19 protein-coding genes are annotated in these 19,787 nt (G+C 72.2%); 13 read left to right on the top strand and 6 right to left on the bottom strand.

Annotation, left to right across the window (positions count from 1 at the left end):
- Together F8271_RS20625 and F8271_RS20620 are read left to right on the top strand one after the other, a co-directional pair.
- Positions 1 to 377, top strand: a 377-nt coding sequence (locus F8271_RS20625) for a carbohydrate ABC transporter permease (protein WP_151491475.1), incomplete at its 5' end; no start/stop codon positions are given.
- Between the two features lies 1 nt (position 378).
- Complete coding sequence (locus tag F8271_RS20620; protein ID WP_151491474.1) at positions 379 to 1,266, top strand: carbohydrate ABC transporter permease; 888 nt, start codon at positions 379 to 381, stop codon at positions 1,264 to 1,266.
- Between the two features lie 37 nt (positions 1,267 to 1,303).
- On the opposite strand, the gene F8271_RS20615 is transcribed toward F8271_RS20620, so the two are convergent.
- A complete protein-coding gene (locus F8271_RS20615; RefSeq protein WP_151491473.1) occupies positions 1,304 to 1,885 on the bottom strand; it encodes a GNAT family N-acetyltransferase in 582 nt (193 codons plus the stop codon).
- 35 nt (positions 1,886 to 1,920) lie between these two features.
- On the opposite strand from F8271_RS20615, the gene F8271_RS20610 reads away from it, so the two are divergent.
- Positions 1,921 to 3,195, top strand: coding sequence for a glycosyltransferase 87 family protein (locus tag F8271_RS20610; protein WP_151491472.1), 1,275 nt, complete (start codon positions 1,921 to 1,923; stop codon positions 3,193 to 3,195).
- Here F8271_RS20610 and F8271_RS20605 read toward each other — a convergent pair.
- Positions 3,094 to 3,645 (bottom strand): GNAT family N-acetyltransferase, encoded by a 552-nt coding sequence (locus F8271_RS20605; RefSeq protein ID WP_151491471.1) that lies wholly within the window; start codon positions 3,643 to 3,645, stop codon positions 3,094 to 3,096. The two genes, F8271_RS20610 and F8271_RS20605, sit on opposite strands and share 102 nt — an antisense overlap.
- Positions 3,646 to 3,725: 80 nt before the next feature.
- On the opposite strand from F8271_RS20605, the gene F8271_RS20600 reads away from it, so the two are divergent.
- The 5 genes from F8271_RS20600 to F8271_RS20580 all read left to right on the top strand — a co-directional run bounded on the left by F8271_RS20600 (position 3,726) and on the right by F8271_RS20580 (position 9,261).
- Positions 3,726 to 4,955, top strand: coding sequence for a winged helix-turn-helix domain-containing protein (locus F8271_RS20600; RefSeq protein ID WP_151491470.1), 1,230 nt, complete (start codon positions 3,726 to 3,728; stop codon positions 4,953 to 4,955).
- A gap of 64 nt (positions 4,956 to 5,019) precedes the next feature.
- Positions 5,020 to 5,541, top strand: coding sequence for a DUF2752 domain-containing protein (locus F8271_RS20595; RefSeq protein ID WP_225854654.1), 522 nt, complete (start codon positions 5,020 to 5,022; stop codon positions 5,539 to 5,541).
- Between the two features lie 264 nt (positions 5,542 to 5,805).
- Entirely contained in the window at positions 5,806 to 6,546 is a 741-nt protein-coding gene (gene thyX, locus F8271_RS20590; protein WP_151491476.1) for an FAD-dependent thymidylate synthase, read from the top strand.
- A 47-nt stretch (positions 6,547 to 6,593) separates the two neighbouring features.
- Positions 6,594 to 7,520 carry a 4-hydroxy-tetrahydrodipicolinate synthase gene (gene dapA, locus F8271_RS20585; protein ID WP_151491468.1) on the top strand — a complete coding sequence of 309 codons (927 nt, stop codon included), beginning with the start codon at positions 6,594 to 6,596 and terminating at the stop codon, positions 7,518 to 7,520.
- Between the two features lie 52 nt (positions 7,521 to 7,572).
- On the top strand, positions 7,573 to 9,261 hold the full coding sequence (locus tag F8271_RS20580; protein ID WP_151491467.1) for a ribonuclease J: 1,689 nt from the start codon (positions 7,573 to 7,575) through the stop codon (positions 9,259 to 9,261).
- Between the two features lie 64 nt (positions 9,262 to 9,325).
- Here F8271_RS20580 and F8271_RS20575 read toward each other — a convergent pair whose 3' ends face one another.
- Together F8271_RS20575 and F8271_RS20570 are read right to left on the bottom strand one after the other, a co-directional pair.
- Positions 9,326 to 11,029, bottom strand: a complete 1,704-nt coding sequence (locus tag F8271_RS20575; protein WP_151491466.1) for a YbjN domain-containing protein — start codon at positions 11,027 to 11,029, stop codon at positions 9,326 to 9,328.
- Positions 11,026 to 11,505 carry a YbjN domain-containing protein gene (locus F8271_RS20570; protein ID WP_151491465.1) on the bottom strand — a complete coding sequence of 160 codons (480 nt, stop codon included), beginning with the start codon at positions 11,503 to 11,505 and terminating at the stop codon, positions 11,026 to 11,028. Before F8271_RS20570 ends, F8271_RS20575 begins: the two co-directional genes overlap by 4 nt.
- 113 nt (positions 11,506 to 11,618) lie before the next feature.
- Here F8271_RS20570 and F8271_RS20565 point away from each other — a divergent pair, with 113 nt between their 5' ends.
- Positions 11,619 to 14,072: a DNA translocase FtsK gene (locus F8271_RS20565; protein ID WP_151491464.1), complete on the top strand. Its 2,454-nt coding sequence runs from the start codon at positions 11,619 to 11,621 to the stop codon at positions 14,070 to 14,072.
- Positions 14,073 to 14,177: 105 nt separating this feature from the next.
- Here F8271_RS20565 and F8271_RS20560 read toward each other — a convergent pair whose 3' ends face one another.
- Together F8271_RS20560 and F8271_RS20555 are read right to left on the bottom strand one after the other, a co-directional pair.
- Complete coding sequence (locus F8271_RS20560; RefSeq protein ID WP_151491463.1) at positions 14,178 to 14,423, bottom strand: hypothetical protein; 246 nt, start codon at positions 14,421 to 14,423, stop codon at positions 14,178 to 14,180.
- Positions 14,424 to 14,498: 75 nt separating this feature from the next.
- A complete protein-coding gene (locus tag F8271_RS20555) occupies positions 14,499 to 14,813 on the bottom strand; it encodes a multidrug efflux SMR transporter (protein ID WP_151491462.1) in 315 nt (104 codons plus the stop codon).
- 283 nt (positions 14,814 to 15,096) lie between these two features.
- Here F8271_RS20555 and F8271_RS20550 point away from each other — a divergent pair, with 283 nt between their 5' ends.
- From F8271_RS20550 to pgsA, 4 genes are all read left to right on the top strand, one after another.
- The gene (locus tag F8271_RS20550) at positions 15,097 to 16,074 is read left to right on the top strand and encodes a hypothetical protein (protein ID WP_151491461.1); all 978 of its coding nucleotides are present in this window, start codon (positions 15,097 to 15,099) and stop codon (positions 16,072 to 16,074) included.
- Between the two features lie 434 nt (positions 16,075 to 16,508).
- Positions 16,509 to 17,432: an ornithine cyclodeaminase family protein gene (locus F8271_RS20545; RefSeq protein WP_151491460.1), complete on the top strand. Its 924-nt coding sequence runs from the start codon at positions 16,509 to 16,511 to the stop codon at positions 17,430 to 17,432.
- Positions 17,433 to 17,496: 64 nt separating this feature from the next.
- Entirely contained in the window at positions 17,497 to 18,999 is a 1,503-nt protein-coding gene (gene rimO / locus F8271_RS20540) for a 30S ribosomal protein S12 methylthiotransferase RimO (RefSeq protein WP_151491459.1), read from the top strand.
- A 77-nt stretch (positions 19,000 to 19,076) separates the two neighbouring features.
- Positions 19,077 to 19,667: a CDP-diacylglycerol--glycerol-3-phosphate 3-phosphatidyltransferase gene (gene pgsA, locus F8271_RS20535; protein WP_151491458.1), complete on the top strand. Its 591-nt coding sequence runs from the start codon at positions 19,077 to 19,079 to the stop codon at positions 19,665 to 19,667.
- Positions 19,668 to 19,787: the final 120 nt, after the last annotated feature.

The following is a 19,787-nucleotide window of genomic DNA, read 5'->3' as shown; positions in this document are numbered from 1 at the left end:
GGTGGGGCGGGATGCACGAGGCGAGCACCCTGGACGGCGCGTCCCGGTGGCAGCGGTTCCGCTACGTCACCCTGCCGATGCTGCGGCCCACCACCTTCCTGGTGCTCACCCTCGGCCTGATCGGCTCCTGGCAGGTCTTCGACCAGGTGTACGTGATGAGCCAGGGCGATCCGGCCGAGACCACTGTCACGCCGGCGTACCTGTCGTACCGGACCGCGTTCCGGGACTTCGACTACGGCTCCGGCGCGGCGATCTCGTTCGTCCTGTTCCTGATCATCATCGTGCTCACGCTGATCCAGCGCCGGGCGCTGGCCGAGCGGGACACCGACCGGCCGCGCCGCGGCTGGTGGCGTCGACGCGTACCGGAGAGGTCCTGAGATGGCCGTGCCCACCGACCGCCCGGCGGCGGCGCCCGCGCGGCGCGACGAACGGGCGGCCCGCACCCTGGTCACCCGCTTCCTGGGGTACGCCACGCTGGTCTTCTTCGGACTGGTGTTCCTCTACCCGTTCGTCATCCAGATCGGCAACTCGCTCAAGACCGAGTCGGACGCGGCGGCGAACCCGCTGTCGCCGTTCCCGGACCCGCTCAGCCTGGCCGGCTTCGAACGGATCTTCGCCGGCACCAACTTTCCGCTCTGGCTGGGCAACTCGCTGCTGGTGACCGTGCTGGTCACCCTCGGGCGGGTGTTCTTCGACTCGCTCGCCGGGTACGCGTTGGCCCGGCTGCGGTTCCGGGGGCGCGGCGGGCTGTTCGCGGCGATCATCGCGGTGCTGGCGGTGCCCGGCGTGGTGCTGCTGATCCCGAAGTTCCTGGTGTTCAACCAGCTCGGTATCTACAACAGTTACGCCGGTCTGGTGGTGCCGTTGCTGGCCGACGCGGCGGGCGTGTTCATCATGAAACAGTTCTTCGAGTCGATCCCGGTGAGTGTGGAGGAGGCCGCCCGGATCGACGGGGCGAGCATCTTCCGTACCTTCTGGTCGGTGGTGCTGCCGATGGCGAAACCGGCGCTGATCACCCTGACCATCCTGTCGTTCCAGGGCTCGTGGAACGAGTTCCCGCACAGCCTCGTGTCGGTGCAGGACCCGGACCTGTTCACCCTGCCGCGAGGGCTGGCCGACCTGGTCAGCGGCTCCCTGGGCAGCGGCACCCAGTACCCGCTCAAGCTGGGCGCCGCCCTGCTGGCCACGATCCCCGTGGCGATCCTCTTCGTGGTGTTCCAGCGCTACTTCGTCCGCGACGCCAACGACGGCTCGGACAAGGGCTGACCCGTGCCGGTGCGGCGGCCCCGGGCCGCCGCACCGGTCACTCGGCCGGGACCTTCTCGGTCGGTACGGCCACGTGCAGGCGCACCTGCGGCACCAGCATGTCGTCGACGTCCAGCGCGCGGGCCGCGCCGTCGGGCACCCAGCCGGTGCTGGTGAGAAACTTCCGGGTCGCCTCGTCACCGTCGAACGCCCAGGCGACCGCCCGGCGCAGGCCGTCGGACCGCCACAGGTCGACGGTGGCGGCGAGCAGCCGGCTGCCGTGCCCCCGCCGGCCCCACCGCGGCTCGACCAGCAGGTCGGTCACGGCGGCCACGTCCGGGCCGAGCGCGTCGGTCGGCTCGCCCGGAGCGAGGGCCTCGGCGTCGGCCGGACCCGAGGCGGCGAACCCCACCAGATACGATTGCTCGGCCTGTTCGACGGCGACCAGCACCCGGTGCGCGCCCGAGGGCGGCTCCAGCACCGCGGCGCTCCACCGCCGGGCGAGGAACGCCTCGTCCAGGTTGTCGAGCACGTGCCGAGGCAGGATCCGGCGGTACGCGACCCGCCAGGTCGCGAGCTGGATGCGTGCGATCTCGCCGGCGTCCTCGGGACGCGCCGGGCGGACGTACCCGAGAGCCATGGGACGGAAGCCTACGCAGGGCCAGGGAGGCGACGGTGGCGCAGGGTGCCAACAGGACGACCGCGCAGGTCGTCGGGGTGGTGATGCTCGCCGCGGCGGTCACCGCGTTCCTCGCCGTCGCGGCGGTACGCCACGGCTTCTTCGATCTGAAGGTCTACTACGGCGCGTTGACGTGGTGGGTGCACGACGGCGGGGAGATCTACGACTACCTCAAGCCGAACACCCAGTACGGCTTCACCTATCCGCCGTTCGCCGCGCTGGTCATGCTGCCGATGGCGTACCTGCCGTGGTGGGCCGCGATCGTGGTGAGCGTCCTCGCCAGCGTGGTCACCACCACGGTCCTGATCTGGTGGCTGGTCGACCCGATCGCCCGGCGGGCCGGGTGGACCCGGTGGTTCGCGCTCGCCGTCGCGTTGTGCCTGGCCGCCGCGTTCGAGCCGATGCGCGAGACGATCAACTTCGGCCAGGTCAACACGCTGCTGCTCTTCCTGGTGGCGGTGGACCTGCTGCGGCTGCTGCCGTCCGGAAACCGGTGGGCGGGGGTGGGCATCGGGCTGGCCACCGCGATCAAACTGACCCCGGGCATCTTCATCGTCTACCTGCTGGTCACCGGTCGGTGGCGCGCGGCCCTCACGGCCAGCGGCGCGGCCGCCGGGGTGTCCCTGCTGGCCGGTGCGCTGTTCCCGGACGCGTCCCGGGAGTTCTGGACCGAGGCGCTGTGGAACACCGGCCGGGTGGGCGAGCTGGCCTTCGTGTCCAACCAGTCGTTGCGCGGGGTGGTGGCCCGGCTCGACCCGCAACACCCGAGCACGCTGCTGTGGCTGCTGCTCGTGCTCGGCACCCTGGCGCTTTGGGCGTGGCGGTCCCGCTCGGCCGTGGCGGCCGGCGACGAGGCGACCGGCCTGGCGCTGACCGGCGCGGTGATGTGCCTGGTCAGCCCGGTCACCTGGGTGCACCACCTGGTCTGGCTGCTGCCCGCGCTGATCCTGCTGGTGGACAACGCGACGGCCGCGCCGGCCGGCCGCCGCCGGCGCGTCCTGCTGGCCGCCGCGACCATCGGGTACGTGTTGCTGATCAGCCGGACCGTGTGGGTCTGGGAGAAGGACTTCACCGGCGTGGACGGCTTCCTGGGCAGCAACGCCTACGTCTGGATCAGCCTGGCACTGCTGGCCTTCCTGCCGGTGCGCCGGTGGCTGACCCCGGACGGGTCAGCCGTCGAGACGTCCGGCGTACCGCAGCTCGACCAGCCCGACCGGCGGACCCCCGCCGGCGAGCGGCACCTGGTAGGTCGACTGCTCACCGTCCGGTGACAGGCCGGCCCGTTCGTAGAACCGGCGGGCCCGCCGGTTGTCCGCCAGCACCCACAGCCGGTAGCCGGTCCAGCCCCGCTCGCCGAGCCCGGCGCGGGCGGCGTCGAACAGCCCGGTGGCGGTCCCGTCGCCCCAGAACGCCGGCTCCACGTAGAGCGCCAGCACCTCGCCGACCGCCGGGTCGAGGTCGCCGCGGTCCTGGTTGCGGCGGTACGGCCCGAAGGTGGTGAAGCCGACGACCAGGCCGTCCACCTCGCCCAGCAGGGTCGTGAACGGATGTTCGGGGTCGGCGGTGCCCACGTCGCGGCGGCGCTGCGCCCAGGCCGCCACGTTGAGCCGGCCGAGCACCTCGTCCGGCATCACGCCGGCGTAGCCCGCCTGCCAGCCGTGCACGTGCACCCGGGCGACCGCCTCGGCGTCGTCCGGCTCCTCCCGGCGGATGGTCAGCATTGCACCGTTCTATGCCCCGATGGCGGTCCGAGTCCAGCTTCCCGCACCGGCGTCGTACCCATGAATTAAGGTCGCCGACGATGGCCGCACCGGAATCACTCTCGCTCGCCCAGGCCCGCCGCGTGGCTCTCGCCGCCCAGGGCTTCGCCGACCCGCCGCCGGCCGGTGTGCCCACCCGTCGGCACCTGCGCCGGGTGCTCGACCGGGTCGGGCTGATCCAGATGGACTCGGTCAACGTGCTACAACGCGCGCACTACCTCCCTCTCTACAGCCGGCTCGGGCCGTACCCGACGACGCTGCTCGACCAGGCCGCCTACCGGCGCCCGCGTGACCTGTTCGAATACTGGGGTCACGAGGCGTCGCTGGTCCCGGTCGGGCTGCACCCGATGCTGCGCTGGCGGATGGCCCGGGCGCACAGCGAATCCTGGGGCGGCATGCGACGCATCGCCCAGGAGCAGCCGGAGCTGGTCGCCTGGGTCCGCGACGAGGTGGCCGCGCGGGGGCCGCTCACCGCCGCCGAGATCGAGCACGACGCGCCCCGCGAGACCGGCAACTGGGGCTGGAACTGGTCGGCGGTCAAGCGGGCTCTGGAATACCTGTTCTGGGCGGGCGAGGTGACCGCCGCGGAGCGCAGCACCTCCTTCGCGCGCCGCTACGACCTGCCCGAGCGGGTGCTGCCCGCGGCGGTGCTGGCCGCGCCCACCCCGACCGACGCCGAGGCGTACCGGACGCTGGTGGGCCTCGCCGCGCGGTCGCTCGGGGTGGCCGCCGAGCCGGAGCTACGCGACTACTTCCGGTTGCCGCTGGCCGGCGCCCGGCAGGCCGTCGCGGAGCTGGCCGAGGCCGGCGAGCTGGTGCCGGTCACCGTGGCGGGCTGGCGGCAGCCGGCCTGGCTGCACGCGTCCGCCCGGCTGCCGCGTTGGGTCCGGGGCAACACCCTGGTCAGCCCCTTCGACCCGCTGATCTGGGAGCGGGCCCGCACCGAGCGGCTCTTCGACTTCAGCTACCGGATCGAGATCTACGTCCCCGCGCCCCAGCGGGTGTACGGCTACTACGTGCTGCCCTTCCTGCAGGGCGACCGGTTCACCGCCCGGGTCGACCTGAAGGCCGACCGCAAGGCCGGGGTGCTGCTGGTGCCGGCCGCGTGGTTGGAGCCCGGCGCCGACGCGGGGGAGACCGCGGTGGCGCTCGCCGCCGAGCTGTACCGGCTCGCCGGCTGGCTCGGCCTGGACGCGGTGGCCCCGCCCGCCGCCGGCGACCTGGCCGGTCCGCTCAGCGCCGCGTTGGCCGGCGTGTCCGGTGTACCGTGAGCGCGTGACGAGCGTTCCCGGTCCGGTCGACCAGCCGCAGCCCGCACCCGGGGCGGTCCACACGGTGCCGGCCGATCCGGCCGGCGCCGCTCCGGTCGGTTGGCCGACGCCCCCGCCGGGTGGTTACCCGCCCCCCGAACCGGACCGGCTCACCCGTTTCGTGCTGCGGCTCTACGAGCGCTCGCCGCGCTGGGCGGTGCCCCTGGCCGCGGTCGGCTGCGTCGCCGCCGGCATGGGTTACGCGCTGCTCAGCAACCCGACGTACGCCGACCCGGACGCCGCGCCGACCTGCCTGCTCAAGCTGACCACCGGGCTGGACTGTCCGGGCTGCGGTGGCACCCGCGCCCTCTGGTACGTGCTGCACGGCGACCTGCCGGCGGCCGCCCGGCACCACTTCCTGTTCGTCTTCGCGCTGCCGTTCCTCGCGTACCTCTTCGTGGCCTGGGCGGGCAACCAGGCGTTCGGGTGGCGGCTGCCCGAGCTGCGGATCAGCTCCAAGGTCATCGGCGGTTTCCTGGCCGCGTGGCTCGCCTTCTCGGTGCTGCGCAACCTGCCCTGGGCGCCGTTCACCTCGCTCTACGTCTGACCCACCGGCGCGCCGCTCACCCGCGCCCTCGGCGCACCTCACCCGCGCCCTCGGCGCACCTCACCCGCGCCCTCGGCGCACCTCACCCCAAGATCGTGCTCGATCCTGGATGTGGTGGTGTCGGGCGCGGCGGATGCCACTACATCCAGGATGTTGCGCGATCTTGCAGGCGACAGCTGCTGGGCCGAGTGATCGACATTGCACGGGGCGCGCCTGAGTTGGGCCGGACGGCGCCGCGCCACTACAGTCCCAGGCATGCCGGAGATGGTGCAGCCCCAGGTCAAGTTGATCGCGTGGACCCAGTTCGCGGCCCCGGACGACGTGCCGTGGTCGACCGACGCGGAGGGTGGCCAGGCGCTCGCCGAGTTCGCCGGCCGGGCCTGCTACCAGTCGTGGAAGAAGCCGAACCCGGCGACCGCCACCAACGCCGGCTACCTGGCGCACATCCTCGAGGTCGGCCACCTGAGCGTGCTGGAACACGGCTCGGTGACCTTCTACTTCACCGGGGTGTCCCGCTCGTTCACCCATGAGCTGATCCGGCACCGGCACTTCTCGTACTCCCAGCTCTCCCAGCGCTACGTCCCCGAGCGGGACGCGGCCATGGTCGAGCCGGCGGTGATCGCCGACGACCCGGAGCTGCACAAGAAGTTCGTGGAGGCCGCCGAGGCGAGCGTGCGGGCGTACACCGAGTTGCTGGAGGGGCTGGAGCAGCGGTTCTCCGACGAGCCCAACCCGACGCTGCGTCGCAAGCAGGCCCGGCAGGCGGCCCGCGCGGTGCTGCCCAACGCCACCGAGACCCGCATCGTGGTGACCGGCAACTACCGGGCCTGGCGGCACTTCATCGCCATGCGGGCCACCGAGCACGCCGACGTGGAGATCCGTGAGCTGGCCGTGGAGTGCCTGCGCCAGCTCCAGGAGGTCGCCCCGAACGTCTTCGCCGACTTCGTGATCTCGACGCTGCCGGACGGCACCGAGGTTGCGGCCAGCCCGCACGAGGCGTCCTGAGCCCTTCCCCGGCAGGCCCCGGCTTGTCGTCCGCTAGGTTGGAGGGTATGACGCACGACCACCCCGACGCCTCGGCCCGACCGGTGTCCCGCCCTTTCGGCCGGGTACTCACGGCCATGGTGAGCCCGTTCACCCCCGACGGCTCACTCGACCTCGACGGCGCCGCCAGACTGGCCAGCCACCTGGTCGATGAGCAGGGCAACGACGCGCTGGTGGTCAACGGCACCACCGGCGAGTCGCCGACCACCACCGACGCGGAGAAGGAACGCCTGATCCGGGCCGTGGTGGAGGCCGTCGGGGACCGCGCCAAGGTGGTCGCCGGTGTCGGCACCAACGACACCCGGCACACCATCGAGCTGGCCGCCGCCGCCGAGAAGGCGGGCGCACACGGTCTGCTGGTGGTCACCCCGTACTACAACAAGCCGCCGCAGAGCGGGCTGCTGCGGCACTTCACCGCCGTGGCCGACTCCACCGGACTGCCGGTGATGCTGTACGACATTCCGCACCGGTCGGGCGTGCCGATCGAGACCGAGACGCTGGTCCGGCTCGCCGAACACGGCCGGATCGTCGCGGTCAAGGACGCCAAGGGCGACCTGACCGCCACCAGCTGGGTGACCAGCCGCACGGCCCTCGCCTTCTACTGCGGCGAGGACGCCCTCACCCTGCCGGCGCTGGCCGTCGGATCGGTGGGCGTGGTCGGCACCTCGACGCACTTCACCGGGGCGCTGACCGCACAGATGATCGAGGCGTTCGACGCGGGGGACCTGCCGGCCGCGCTTGCCCTGCACCGGCGGCTGCTGCCGCTGTTCACCGGCATCTTCCGCACCCAGGGCACCATCCTGGTGAAGGCGGGCCTGGCGTCGCTGGGCCTGCCGGCGGGCCCGGTGCGACCCCCGCTCGTGGACGCCACCGACGACGAGATCGCCCAGCTGCGCGCGGACTTCGCGGCAGCGGGCCTGGAGCTACCCGAATGAACGAACGACACGATGGGCGCCGAGTGACGGCGTCGCAGAATGAGGTGGACGCGTGACCGAGGCGCACATCGAGGCGGAACTACCCCCGCCGCTGCCAGAAGGTGGCCTGCGGATCATCCCGCTCGGCGGGCTCGGCGCCATCGGTCGGAACATGACCGTCTTCGAGTACGACGGCAAGTTGCTGATCGTCGACTGCGGCGTGCTCTTCCCCGACGTGGAGCAGCCGGGCGTGGACCTGATCCTGCCCGACTTCGGCCCGATCCTGGACCGGCTCGCCGACGTCCAGGCGATCGTGCTGACCCACGGTCACGAGGACCACATCGGCGCGGTGCCGTACCTGCTCGCCCACAAGCCCGACATCCCGCTGGTCGGCTCACAGTTCACCCTGGCCCTGGTCGAGGCGAAGCTGGCCGAGCGGCGCATCCAGCCGTACACGCTGACCGTGCGCGAGGGCGGCCGCGAGCGGCTCGGCCCGTTCGAGTGCGAGTTCTTCGCGGTCAACCACTCGATCCCGGACGCGCTCGCGGTGGCCATCCGCACCCCCGCCGGCCTGGTGCTGCACACCGGCGACTTCAAGATGGACCAGCTCCCGCTGGACGGCCGGATCACCGACCTGGCCGGGTTCGCGCGGCTCGGTGCCGAGGGCGTCGACCTGCTGCTGTCCGACTCCACCAACGCGGAGATCCCCGGCTTCGTCACCCCGGAGCGGGAGATCGGGCCGGTGCTCGATTCGATCTTCGCGAAGGCCAAGGGCCGGATCATCGTGGCCTCGTTCGCCTCGCACGTGCACCGCGTGCAGCAGGTCTTCGACTCCGCCGCCGAGCACGGCCGCAAGGTCGCCCTCATCGGCCGGTCCATGGTCCGCAACATGGGCATCGCCCGGGACCTGGGCCTGCTCAACATCCCGGCCGGCCTGGTCATCGGGATCGAGGAGGCGACCACGCTGCCTCCCGAGCAGATCGTGCTGATGTCCACCGGTTCGCAGGGTGAGCCGATGAGCGCGCTGGGCCGGATGGCCAGCGGCGACCACCGGCACATCACCATCGCTCCCGGCGACACCGTCGTGCTGGCGTCCTCCCTGGTGCCGGGCAACGAGACCTCGGTCTACCGGGTGATCAACCGGCTGGCCCGGGCGGGCGCGGTGGTCGTGCACAAGGACGTGGCCAAGGTGCACGTCTCCGGGCACGCCCCCGCCGGGGAGCTGCTCTACCTGCTCAACGTGGTCCGTCCCAGCAACCTGATGCCGGTGCACGGCGAGTGGCGCCACCTGCGCGCGCACGCCCGCCTCGGCATCGAGTCCGGCGTGGCCGCCGACCGGGTGGTGCTCTGCGAGGACGGCGACGTCGTCGACCTGGTGGAGGGCCGGGCCAGCCTCGTCGGGCACGTGAAGAGCCGCTACGTCTACGTCGACGGCCTCGCCGTCGGCGACGTCAGCGAGTCGCTGCTCACCGAGCGGCGGATCCTCGGCGACGGCGGTTTCATCGCCACCACCGTGGTCGTCGACTCGGTCACCGGCAAGGTCGTCGCCGGCCCGACGCTGTCCGCGAAGGGCTTCTCCGAGGACCCGGAGGCGTTCAACCCGGTGATCCCGCTGGTCACCGAGGCGCTCAACCGGGCCGCCGCGGACGGCATCACCGACCCGCACCAGCTCCAGCAGATCGTCCGGCGGACCGTGGGGCGGTGGGTCAACGACGCGTACCGTCGTCGCCCGATGATCGTGCCCACCGTCGTCGAGGTCTGAGCGACGCACGCTGACGCCGGTCCACCCGTTCGGGGTGGGCCGGCGTCGCCGCGTCCGGTGGGCGTCAGGGGAGCGCGGCGACCGCCTCGGCGTAGGCGACGCCGGTGGCGATGGCGGCGTCCACCAGCACCGTGAGCTGTGCCGGGGCCACCCCGTGAGCGAGGTCGGTGGCCACGTCACCGGCCAGCACCAGCTCCTCACCGAGGTCGTGCGCGTACGCCTTGGGCAGCAGCCGGTCGTGATTCCAGGCGTTGCAGAAGGCGTACGCCTCGGCGCGACGGGTCGCCGGCAACCGGCGGGCGGCCATCGCACGGGCGTGCAGCACCTCGCCGCGTTCACCGGCCCGACGGAACTGGATCGTCACGGCACCCCACCGGCCGACCACCGTGGCGCCTTCGTCGACGACGTAGCGGTCGCCGCGTCGGTCCAGCGCGGCGGTGATCATCTCGATGGTGAGCGTCGCCAGTTCCCGCTCGTCGTCGGAGGCGTGCTCGGCGGCGTCCTGTTCGGCTGTGGCGTGCTCGGCGGCGTCGTGCTCGGCGGTGTCGGGGCCGTCGTCGTGGGGCTCGTCGTCGGGCGGCAGGGGCACCGGCGCCGCCAGGGGACGCTCGGCCAGCCAGGCGGCCATCCGGCCGGAGTGGTGGCCGGTGCCGTTACGGGCGTCGAAGCTGCCCGCCAGCTCGTTGGCGATCGCGAGCAGCAGCGCGCCGAGGGTGGCGACGTCCAGGTCGGTGGCCGGCCGTCCGCCGTACGCCGGGCGGGGCACCGTACGCAGGCCGAGCCCGGCCTCGACGGCCAGCGCGCAGACCAGCGCGCCGGCGGCGGCGAACTCCATCGCGGCCAGGTCGTCGGTGGGCCGGTCCAACCGGGGCAGCTGCTCGGCCAGGACGCTCAGCCCGCGTTCCACATGCCCGCCCAGGGCGCAGTACCGCAGGTGCGCGGCGAGGTGGGGGAATGCCGCGCGTTCGCGCCGGTGCCGCCGGTACGCCCGCACGTGTGCCGCCGCGGCCCGCTCCGGCTCGCCGGTGCGCAGCTCCGGCAGCAGCCCGGCCACCAGCCCCCGCTCGGGTTGGTCGGTGCAGTCCACCGCTGCCGCGGCGGGCTCCCGCAGCTCGGTCACCGCGGCCCGCCATTCGCCCCAGCCGGCGAGCAGCTCCGCCCGGCGGGCCGGGGCGCAGCCCGGACATCCGCCGGACGGCCCGCCGAGGGTGCCCGCCCACCGCTGGAACCAGTGGCGGGCGGTGGGTTCGTCGCCGAGGTGGTCGGCGATCCGACAGCGCAGCTCCGCGACGGTCGGCGCGTCGGGCCCGTCCGCCCCGACCCGGTGGGCCAGGTCGTCCAGGAGGGACCGGGTCTGGTCCAACCCCACCCGGGGGGTGCCGAGCAGTGCCTCCACGGCGTACCGCTGCAGGCGCAGCAGCAGCGGGCCCTCGTCGTCGGTGAGCAGCTCGGGCCGGTAGTCGGCGGCGGCCCGGCAGCGGCGGACCGGCTCGACCAGCCGCCACCGCTCGCCGTGCAGCAGGTACGCCTCGATCAGCGCGAACCGGGCGTCCAGTGCGGACCGGAGGTCACCGGCCGCGTCGGCCCGCTCGGCGAGCCGTTCGAGGGCCAGCAGTCGGTCCGGTCCGTCGGCCAGGTCCCGTGCGTCGGCGAGCGCGCCCACCAGGGCCGGATCGCGGTGCACGGGCGGCCGGGGGGCGGGGGCCGGTGTGCCGGGCTCGCCGGCCGGGAAGGTGCGGCTGCCGGTGAACTCGTCCCGGCCGGTCACGCCGTCACCGCGCCGGGCAGCCGGCCGACGGCCACGGCGAGTTGGCAGCCGGTCGAGATGCCACAGTCGAGCAGTTGGTCGAGCTGGTGCGGGGTCACCCCACGCTCCAGATCGGTGATCACCTCGCCGTAGACCCGGGCCCGGCCACCGTCGTCGACGTGCACGAACGCCTTGGGCCAGAGCCGGTCGTGGTTCCACGAGTTGCAGAAGGCGTACAGGTCGGGCACCCGTTCGATGCCGAAGGTCGGCGTGACCATCGTGCGGACCTGGAGCAGCTCGCCGTCCCCGCCCAGGCGCAGGAACCAGATCAGGTTGTCGTCGAAGCGGCCCACCAGGTCGCCGTTCACCGCCAGACCGACCGGCCGGCCGCGCGCGGCGAGCACCGCCGCGACCAGTTCACCGGTCAGCGGACGCAACACATCGGGGTGCCCGGCCAGCGGATCGTCCGGACCGTCCTCGTATCCCGGCGACGCCATCGGGCATCCCTTCTGAGGCGGATATCACGACCGGCGGCGCGTTCCGTGCTGCGACGCGCGGACACGACCCGGAAAAGCGGCGATCTGCCGGCTCCCGCCGTTACCGTGACTCTATGGCGGGCCGTACCTCTCAGGCGAGCCGGCGACGCGGCGCGTCGCCGCGCGGTGGCACCAACAGCCGTGCCCGTCAACCGGCGAAGAAGACCCGGGCACCGGTCCGGCGACGCACCGCGCCCACCCGCCCGGGGCCGGCGGTCTACGTCGGCCGCGCGGTCGGTGCACTGTGGATGGGGCTGGCGCACGGGATGGGCTGGGCGGTGCGGGCCGCCGGCCGGCAGGCTGCCTCGGCCCGCGATCTCGATCCCGAGCACCGCCGCGACGGCGCCGGGCTGCTGCTGTTCGGGCTGGCCCTGCTCAGCGCCGTCGCGCTGTGGTTCTCCGGTGCGGGACCGGTGGGCGCGCGCCTGGCCGACTCGGTCCGGCTGTTCCTGGGTGCGATCTCCGTGGTCGTGCCGGTGCTGCTGATGATCGGGGCGTGGCGGCTGATGCGTCAGCCGGCCGACCCGGCGCACCGGGGACGCGGGTTGGTCGGTTGGGGTTCGCTGCTGGTGTCGACCGCCGCGCTGCTCCAGATCGGCCAGGACCCGACGGACACGGTGCAGCGGGACTACGCCGGTGGGCTGGTCGGCGCGGGTGTCGGCGGGCTGCTGGAGCGGGCGGTCACCGCCTGGGTCGCCGTGCCGTTGCTGGTCCTGCTGCTCCTCTTCGGCCTGCTCGTGGTCACCGCGACACCCATCAACAAGATCCCCGAGCGGCTGGGCCTGCTCGCCGGTGGGCTGGTCGCGCCCCCGGACGCCGTCGAGGAGTCGGAGGAGCCGGCGGCCCGGCCGGCGCGCAAGCGGCCGACCAAGCGGATGCCACCACCGCTGGACCCGGACGACTTCGACGACCTGGAGGGCGCCGACCTCCAGGAGACCATGGTGCTGCCGCGCAAGGCGCCGGCGAAGGTGCCGGCGAGCCGTAAGCCGGTCGAGCCGCCGGAGCACTCGCCCGCGCCGAGCCGCGCCGAGCAGCTGGCGCTGACCGGGCTCGCCGGCGACTACACGCTGCCACCGGCCAACATGCTCAGCGCCGGTGCCGCCGCGAAGACCCGCAGCAAGGCCAACGACGAGGTCATCGCCGCGCTGACCGGAGTGTTCGACCAGTTCGACGTGGACGCGGCGGTCACCGGCTTCACCCGTGGCCCGACGGTCACCCGGTACGAGGTGGAGCTGGGGCACGGCGTCAAGGTCGAACGGATCACCCAGCTGTCGCGCAACATCGCGTACGCGGTGAAGTCGCCGGACGTGCGGATCCTCAGCCCGATCCCGGGCAAGAGCGCGGTCGGCGTGGAGATCCCCAACGCCGACCCGGAAAATGTCGCGCTCGGCGACGTGCTGCGCTCGCGGGCGGCGACCAGCGACCACCACCCGATGGTGGTGGCGCTGGGCAAGGACATCGAGGGCGGCTACGTGGTCGCCAACCTGGCCAAGATGCCGCACATCCTCATCGCGGGCGCCACGGGAGCCGGAAAGTCGAGCTGCCTCAACACCCTGCTGGTGTCCATCCTCACCCGGGCCACCCCGGACGAGGTGCGGCTGCTGCTGATCGACCCGAAGCGCGTCGAGATGACCGGCTACGAGGGCATCCCGCACCTGGTCACTCCCATCGTGACGAACGCCAAGAAGGCGGCCGACTCGCTGGACTGGGTGGTCCGCGAGATGGACATGCGCTACGACGATCTCGCCGCCAACGGCGTCCGGCACATCGACGACTTCAACCGCAAGGTCCGCAACGGCGAGATCAAGGCCCCGCCGGGCAGCGAACGGGAGATGCGCCCGTACCCGTACCTGCTGGTGATCGTGGACGAGCTGGCGGACCTGATGATGGTGGCGCCGCGCGACGTGGAGGACTCGGTCGTCCGGATCACCCAGCTGGCCCGGGCGGCCGGCATCCACCTGGTGCTGGCCACCCAGCGTCCCTCGGTCGACGTGGTGACCGGTCTGATCAAGGCGAACGTGCCGTCCCGGCTGGCGTTCGCGACCTCGTCGCTCGCCGACTCCCGGGTCATCCTCGACCAGCCGGGCGCGGAGAAGCTGCTCGGTCGCGGCGACGGGCTCTTCCTGCCGATGGGCGCCTCCAAGCCGGTGCGCATCCAGGGTGCCTGGGTCACCGAGCGCGAGATCGCCGACGTGGTGAAGTTCTGCAAGGACCAGCGGGAGCCCGAGTTCCGCCCGGACGTGCTGGCACCGGCGCAGGAGAGCAAGAAGAAGATCGACGAGGACATCGGCGACGACCTCGACCTGCTGATGCAGGCGGTGGAGCTGGTGGTCACCTCACAATTCGGCTCCACCTCGATGCTGCAGCGCAAGCTGCGGGTCGGTTTCGCCAAGGCGGGCCGACTGATGGACCTGATGGAGACCCGCGGGGTGGTCGGGCCGTCGGAGGGCTCGAAGGCGCGCGACGTGCTGATCAAGCCGGACGAGCTGGAGGAGGTCCTGGTCGGCCTGCGCGGCGACGGGGACTGACCCGACCGGACCTCGGGAGGCACGGCGGCACGGGAGATGCGGCGGGCCTCCGGGAACGCACGACGGGCCCGCCGGCAGCCGGCGGGCCCGTGACGGCGGGGGCGGTCAGTTGTTGATCAGCGCGCCGATGATCACCAGGCTGATGATTGCGGCGACGACACTGGCGGCGGCGGCGTACCAGCCCAGGGGCTTGTCGCCCAGCACGGCGCCGACGATGCCCGCGATCACGCCGAGCACGCCGAAGATGATCGGGTTGAGCAGCAGGGCGAGGACCGCGAAGACGAAGCCCACGATGGTGAGGATCCGGGCGGCGTTGCTGCGCGGGCGGGCTGTGGTCGGGACGTCGGCCATGTGTGCCTCCGGTGTGAGAGCCTGTGGTGACGGATCGATCACTACCCACTGTGGGCGCTGGTCACGCGTCCCTCTTCAGTGGAAGATCTTCAGACCGACGACGCCCGCGAGCACCAGCAGCAGGCAGAGGATTCGGGGCTGGCTCGCCGACTCACCGAGCGCCAGCATCCCGACCAGGGCGGTGCCGACCGCGCCGATGCCGACCCAGACCGCGTACCCGGTGCCGACCGGGATCTCCCGCAGCGCGTACGCCAGTCCGCCCATGCTCAGCACCAGGGTCACCACGAACACCAGGGATGGAACCAGCCGGCTGAGGCCGGCGCTGCGGTCCAGGGCGATCGCCCAGGCCGTCTCCAGCAGCCCCGAGATCACCAGTACGAGCCAGGCCATCGTCAACCTCACGCGGGAGAGCCCGGACCACCCGGGCGGGACGAGCCGAGTGTGCACGTCGCGGGACGTCTTGGCCTGACGCGACACGCTCACCACTCATCCGGGGCAGCCACGGGCTACCCGTGTCGATGCCGGAGACCGAGGTTCCGGTGACGTGGGCCGCAGCGTCCGACCCTGCTGCCCGAAACACGCTCCGAAAATCTGCGCCTCCATGAACCACTGTGGACTTCCCGTGCGTTTCCTATACGACACCGCACGGTGCCTCGTAGAAAGAATGCACCTGATGTACAGGCAAGCTGCCCCGGCCGCGCCGCCCCCGATTCACCCCATTCACCTGACCAATCTGAAGACAACTTGCGACCAGATCTTTGCGACCACGAAGGAGCTCGTACCTTTGGGTGCAGAAAATCAAATCAGCGATCTGGTACGTACTGGGGGTAACAGCGGCCACCGGGTCGTCCTGGGTCAATCGAGCGCGAATCCTGAACGATTAACAAGTCTGACGGATCGTGTCGGGGCGTGGGCGGCGGCCGCAGTGGGAACGAAAGCGGGCAACTGCGATGACCAGGCAGCTGTCGCGTTCGATCTCGCCAACCAGGCCATCTACAAGGGTGTTCGGGCAGGCACAATCCATCCGAGTGTTCAGATCGCTTACGCTACGACACCCGGGCATCGGTACACGATCATTGGAATCCCGAACATGCCCATCCATCAATACGCGGTGGATACCTGGCAGGTGAGTTCCCGGGTATTGGCTGTAACGGAATTCAACATCCCGCATCGGCAGCTCGAGTGGCACGTGCCCGATGGCCGGAATCTGGCGGCGGAGGCTCGGCGCAGGGGCATGGTCCACGAACAGGCGTTCAATGACCACATGGACGTCGGCAGGGACCATGCCCACCCGAGGGACTTCGCAGGTACCAATGCATTTGACTATCACATGCCTCCGCCTGCTGCCGCCCCGCAGCCGGCCGCGGCCCATCACCCGTACGGGCACACCCCCATGGAGGGTGTCGTTAACCACCCGGCAGTGCCTGCTGCCACTGCTGCCCATCCTCAGGCGAACCCTTTCGCCACTCACGCTGCCGGTACTGGAGGGCACCACTACCCATATGGTACGGCCGCCGGCGCTTATGGTCCCGCCCCCGCCGCCGGCGGAGGCTTTGGTGCCGGCGCGCATGGTCATCCCAACGCTGCCGGCGGTTATGGCACTGGCGGCGGTTATGGCGCTGCCGGCGGTTATAGCGCTGGCCGCGGTTAAGGCCCCGGACCGTCTTAACGGCTATTATCTCGCCGATTGTCCTTGGCCTGTCCGGCTCATCGCTGAGGAATGCCGGCGCAACGACGTTGACGAGGCGGCCAAGCACTCACCGACGTAGTTGGCACGGCCGTCGATGAGGTGACTCGTTCGGAGGTTCTGTGTGACTTCCTCGGATCCCGACGGCGAGGCGGCGGTGGAGGCAGAGCCGGAATACCTCTCCGCTCCGATCCGTAGGCAATATCGAGGTCTGCGGAACTGCTGACCAGGCAGTGGCCCGTGCCGCGAAAAGCGCCGAACCCAAACGGGTCCGGCGCCTTCGGCATACCTGGCACCGGCGGCCGGGCGGCGGCTGGACCGGCGGCTGCCGGCGACCCGGGTGATGCCCGCCACCCCGCATTGACCTACACCTCAGTTCAACTTGCAGTATCACCGTCATGACCCTGCTCTACGCCGATCCCGAGGTCGCCGCCGCACTGGACGCCGCCACCACGGTCGACGCCATGCGCGAGGCCCTGCTGGCCGCGTACGAGGGGAGGCTGATCGCGCCACCCCGGGCCGCGGCCCCGCTGAGCGGAGGCCGGATGGTGCTCACGGCGGGGCACCTGCTCGGCGAGTGGTACGGCTTCCGCTCGTACGACACCTTCGGTCACCCGCAGGCCGAGCAGCTGGTCGTCCTGCACGACGCCGGCACCGGGGCGATCCGGGCGGTCGCAGTCGGGGAGGAGCTGGGCTCCCGGCGTACCGGTGGGCTGGGCGGCGTCGCCGTCGACGCGCTGGCCCGGCCCGACGCGGCGACCCTCGCGGTGATCGGGTCCGGTCGGCAGGCGTGGACCCAGGTGTGGGCGGCCGCGGCGGTCCGCCCCCTGCGCGAGGTGGTGGTGTACAGCCGCTCCGCCGCCCGACGGGGTGCCTTCGCGGCCCGCGTCCGCGCGGAACTGGGCGTACCGGCGCGAGCGGTGGACGACCCGGCCTCCGCAGTGACCGGACGCGACATCGTGGTGCTCGCCACCACCAGTCCGACCCCGGTGCTGCACGCGGCCGACGTGAGCCCCGGCACGCACGTCAACGCCGTCGGCTTCAAGCAGAGCGACCGCAGCGAGTTCGGCGCCGACCTGCTGGACGCCGCCGACCTGCTGGTCACCGACTCGCCGGCCCAGGCGGCGGACTACCAGCCTCCGATGCTCGCGGCCACACCGCCGTACGCCGGACGGCTGCGCGACCTGGGTGGCGTGCTGGCCGGCGCGGTCGCCGGCCGGACCACCGCGGACCAGGTCTCCGTCTTCTGCTCCACCGGCCTCGCCGGCACCGAGGTCTTCCTGCTCGACCGGCTGACCCGGGTGACCGCCGCCACGCGCTGAGCGCCGCCTGGAGGATGCGCAGGTACGCGTGCGTGGGGTTCCCAGGTCGGCCCGGTACCCTCGGATGGTGTCTGCCACCTCCTCTGATGACAACGCCGAGGGCCGTCGTGTCGCCCTGCTGACCCTGGGTTGTGCCCGCAACGAGGTCGACTCGGAGGAGTTGGCCGCCCGGCTGCACGCCGACGGCTGGCAGGTGACCACCGATGGCGAGGGCGCCGACGTGGTGGTCGTCAACACCTGCGGCTTCGTGGAGAAGGCCAAGCAGGACTCCATCCAGACCCTGCTCGCCGCCGCCGGCACCGGCGCCAAAGTGGTCGCGGCGGGCTGCATGGCCGAGCGGTATGGCCGGGAGTTGGCCGACAGCCTGCCCGAGGCGCAGGCGGTGCTGAGCTTCGACGACTACCCGGACATCGCCGCCCGGCTGAACGCGGTCGTCGCCGGCGAGCAGGTCACCCCGCACACCCCCCGGGACCGGCGGGAGCTGCTGCCGTTGACCCCGGTGAAGCGGCGCGACTCCGCCGTGTCGCTGCCCGGGCACGGCACCGTGGCCCGCGGCGCCGTCGACACCGACGAGCACACCCCGGCGCACCTGCGCCAGGTGCTGCGGCGCCGGCTGGACACCGGCCCGGTGGCCTCGCTGAAGCTGGCCAGCGGCTGCGACCGCCGGTGCGCGTTCTGCGCGATCCCCGCGTTCCGTGGCGCGTTCGTCTCGCGGACGCCGGACGAGCTGCTCGCCGAGGCGGAGTGGCTGGCCAAGACCGGCGTACGCGAGCTGGTGCTGGTCAGTGAGAACTCCACGTCGTACGGCAAGGACCTGGGCGACCCCCGGGCTCTGGAGAAGCTGCTGCCGCAGCTCGCCGCGGTGACCGGCATCGTCCGGGTGCGGGTGAGCTACCTCCAGCCGGCCGAGACCCGACCCGGGCTGGTGGCGGCCATCGCCGGTACGCCGGGCGTGGCGCCCTACTTCGACCTGTCGTTCCAGCACTCCAGTGAGCCGGTGCTGCGCCGGATGCGCCGTTTCGGCTCCACCGACCGGTTCCTGGAGCTGCTGGCCAGCGCCCGGGAGTTGGCGCCGGAGGCGGGTGCGCGGAGCAACTTCATCGTCGGCTTCCCCGGCGAGACCCGCGCGGACGTCGACGAGCTGGTCCGGTTCCTCACCGAGGCCCGCCTCGACGCGATCGGCATGTTCGACTACAGCGACGAGGACGGCACCGAGGCCGCCGGGCTGCCCGGCAAGGTTTCCGCCGCGACCATCAAGCGGCGCTACGACCGGCTCAGCGCGCTCGCCGACGAGCTGTGCTCGCAGCGCGCCGAGGACCGGCTCGGCTCGACCGTCGAGGTGCTGGTCGACTCGATCGCCGATGGTGTGGTGGAGGGCCGGGCGGCGCACCAGGCGCCGGAGGTGGACGGTTCCACCACCCTGGTCGCCCCGGTGGAGGGTGGGGTCGATCTGGCCGCGCTGCGCCCGGGTGACCTGGTGCGTGCCACGGTGACCGGCACCGAAGGGGTGGACCTGCTCGCCGTGCCGGATGAGATGATCTCGGCGGCGCCCGGCGCGGCACGGTGACGGCGGGAACGAACGGAGCGGGGGAGCCAGGTGGTGTGGTCCCGGGAGCGCCACGGCGGCCCGAGTGGAGCGAGACGGTGACCGGGGCGACGGAGTCGACGCCGGCCCGGGTGGTCGCGCGGGTGCCCGTGCTCAACGCCGCCAACGCGTTGACCGCGTTGCGGCTGGTGCTGGTGCCGGTCTTCGCCGCCTCGGTGATCGTGTCCGGGATGAGCCATGCCGGCTGGCGGATGGCGGCCTGCCTGATCTTCGCGGTGGCGTCCGCGACCGACCTGGTGGACGGCTGGATCGCCCGCCGGTTCGGGCTGGTCACCTCGGTCGGCAAGGTGGCCGATCCGATCGCCGACAAGGCGCTCACCGGCGCGGCCCTGCTGCTGCTCTCCTGGTACGACCGGCTGCCCTGGTGGGTGACCGTGCTGATCCTCGTCCGTGAGCTGGGCATCACCGGGCTGCGGTTCTGGGTGATCCGGCACGGCGTGATCGCCGCCAGCCGCGGCGGCAAGGTCAAGACCGCGCTCCAGATCCTGGCCATCGCCTGGTACCTGTGGCCGATGCCGGCCGCCCTCGCCACCGTCGGCCCCTGGATCATGGCCGCCGCCGTCCTGGTGACGGTGGTGACCGGCTTCGACTACGTGGTCCAGGCCCTGCGCCTCCGCCGCGCCCGCTGACCCCGCACCTCACGCGGCCGACCCAGTTGATCATGGGGTTGCCGCCATCCGGCTCGGCGTGTCGCGCCGCCAACGTCATGATCGACGCGATCGGACCGGGAGGGTTGGGTGGCCGGGGGT

This window comes from Micromonospora sp. ALFpr18c, assembly GCF_008868155.1.
GTDB lineage: Bacteria > Actinomycetota > Actinomycetes > Mycobacteriales > Micromonosporaceae > Micromonospora.
Note: the sequence above shows the minus strand (reverse complement) of the source record. Positions and strands in the feature narration are given on the sequence as shown.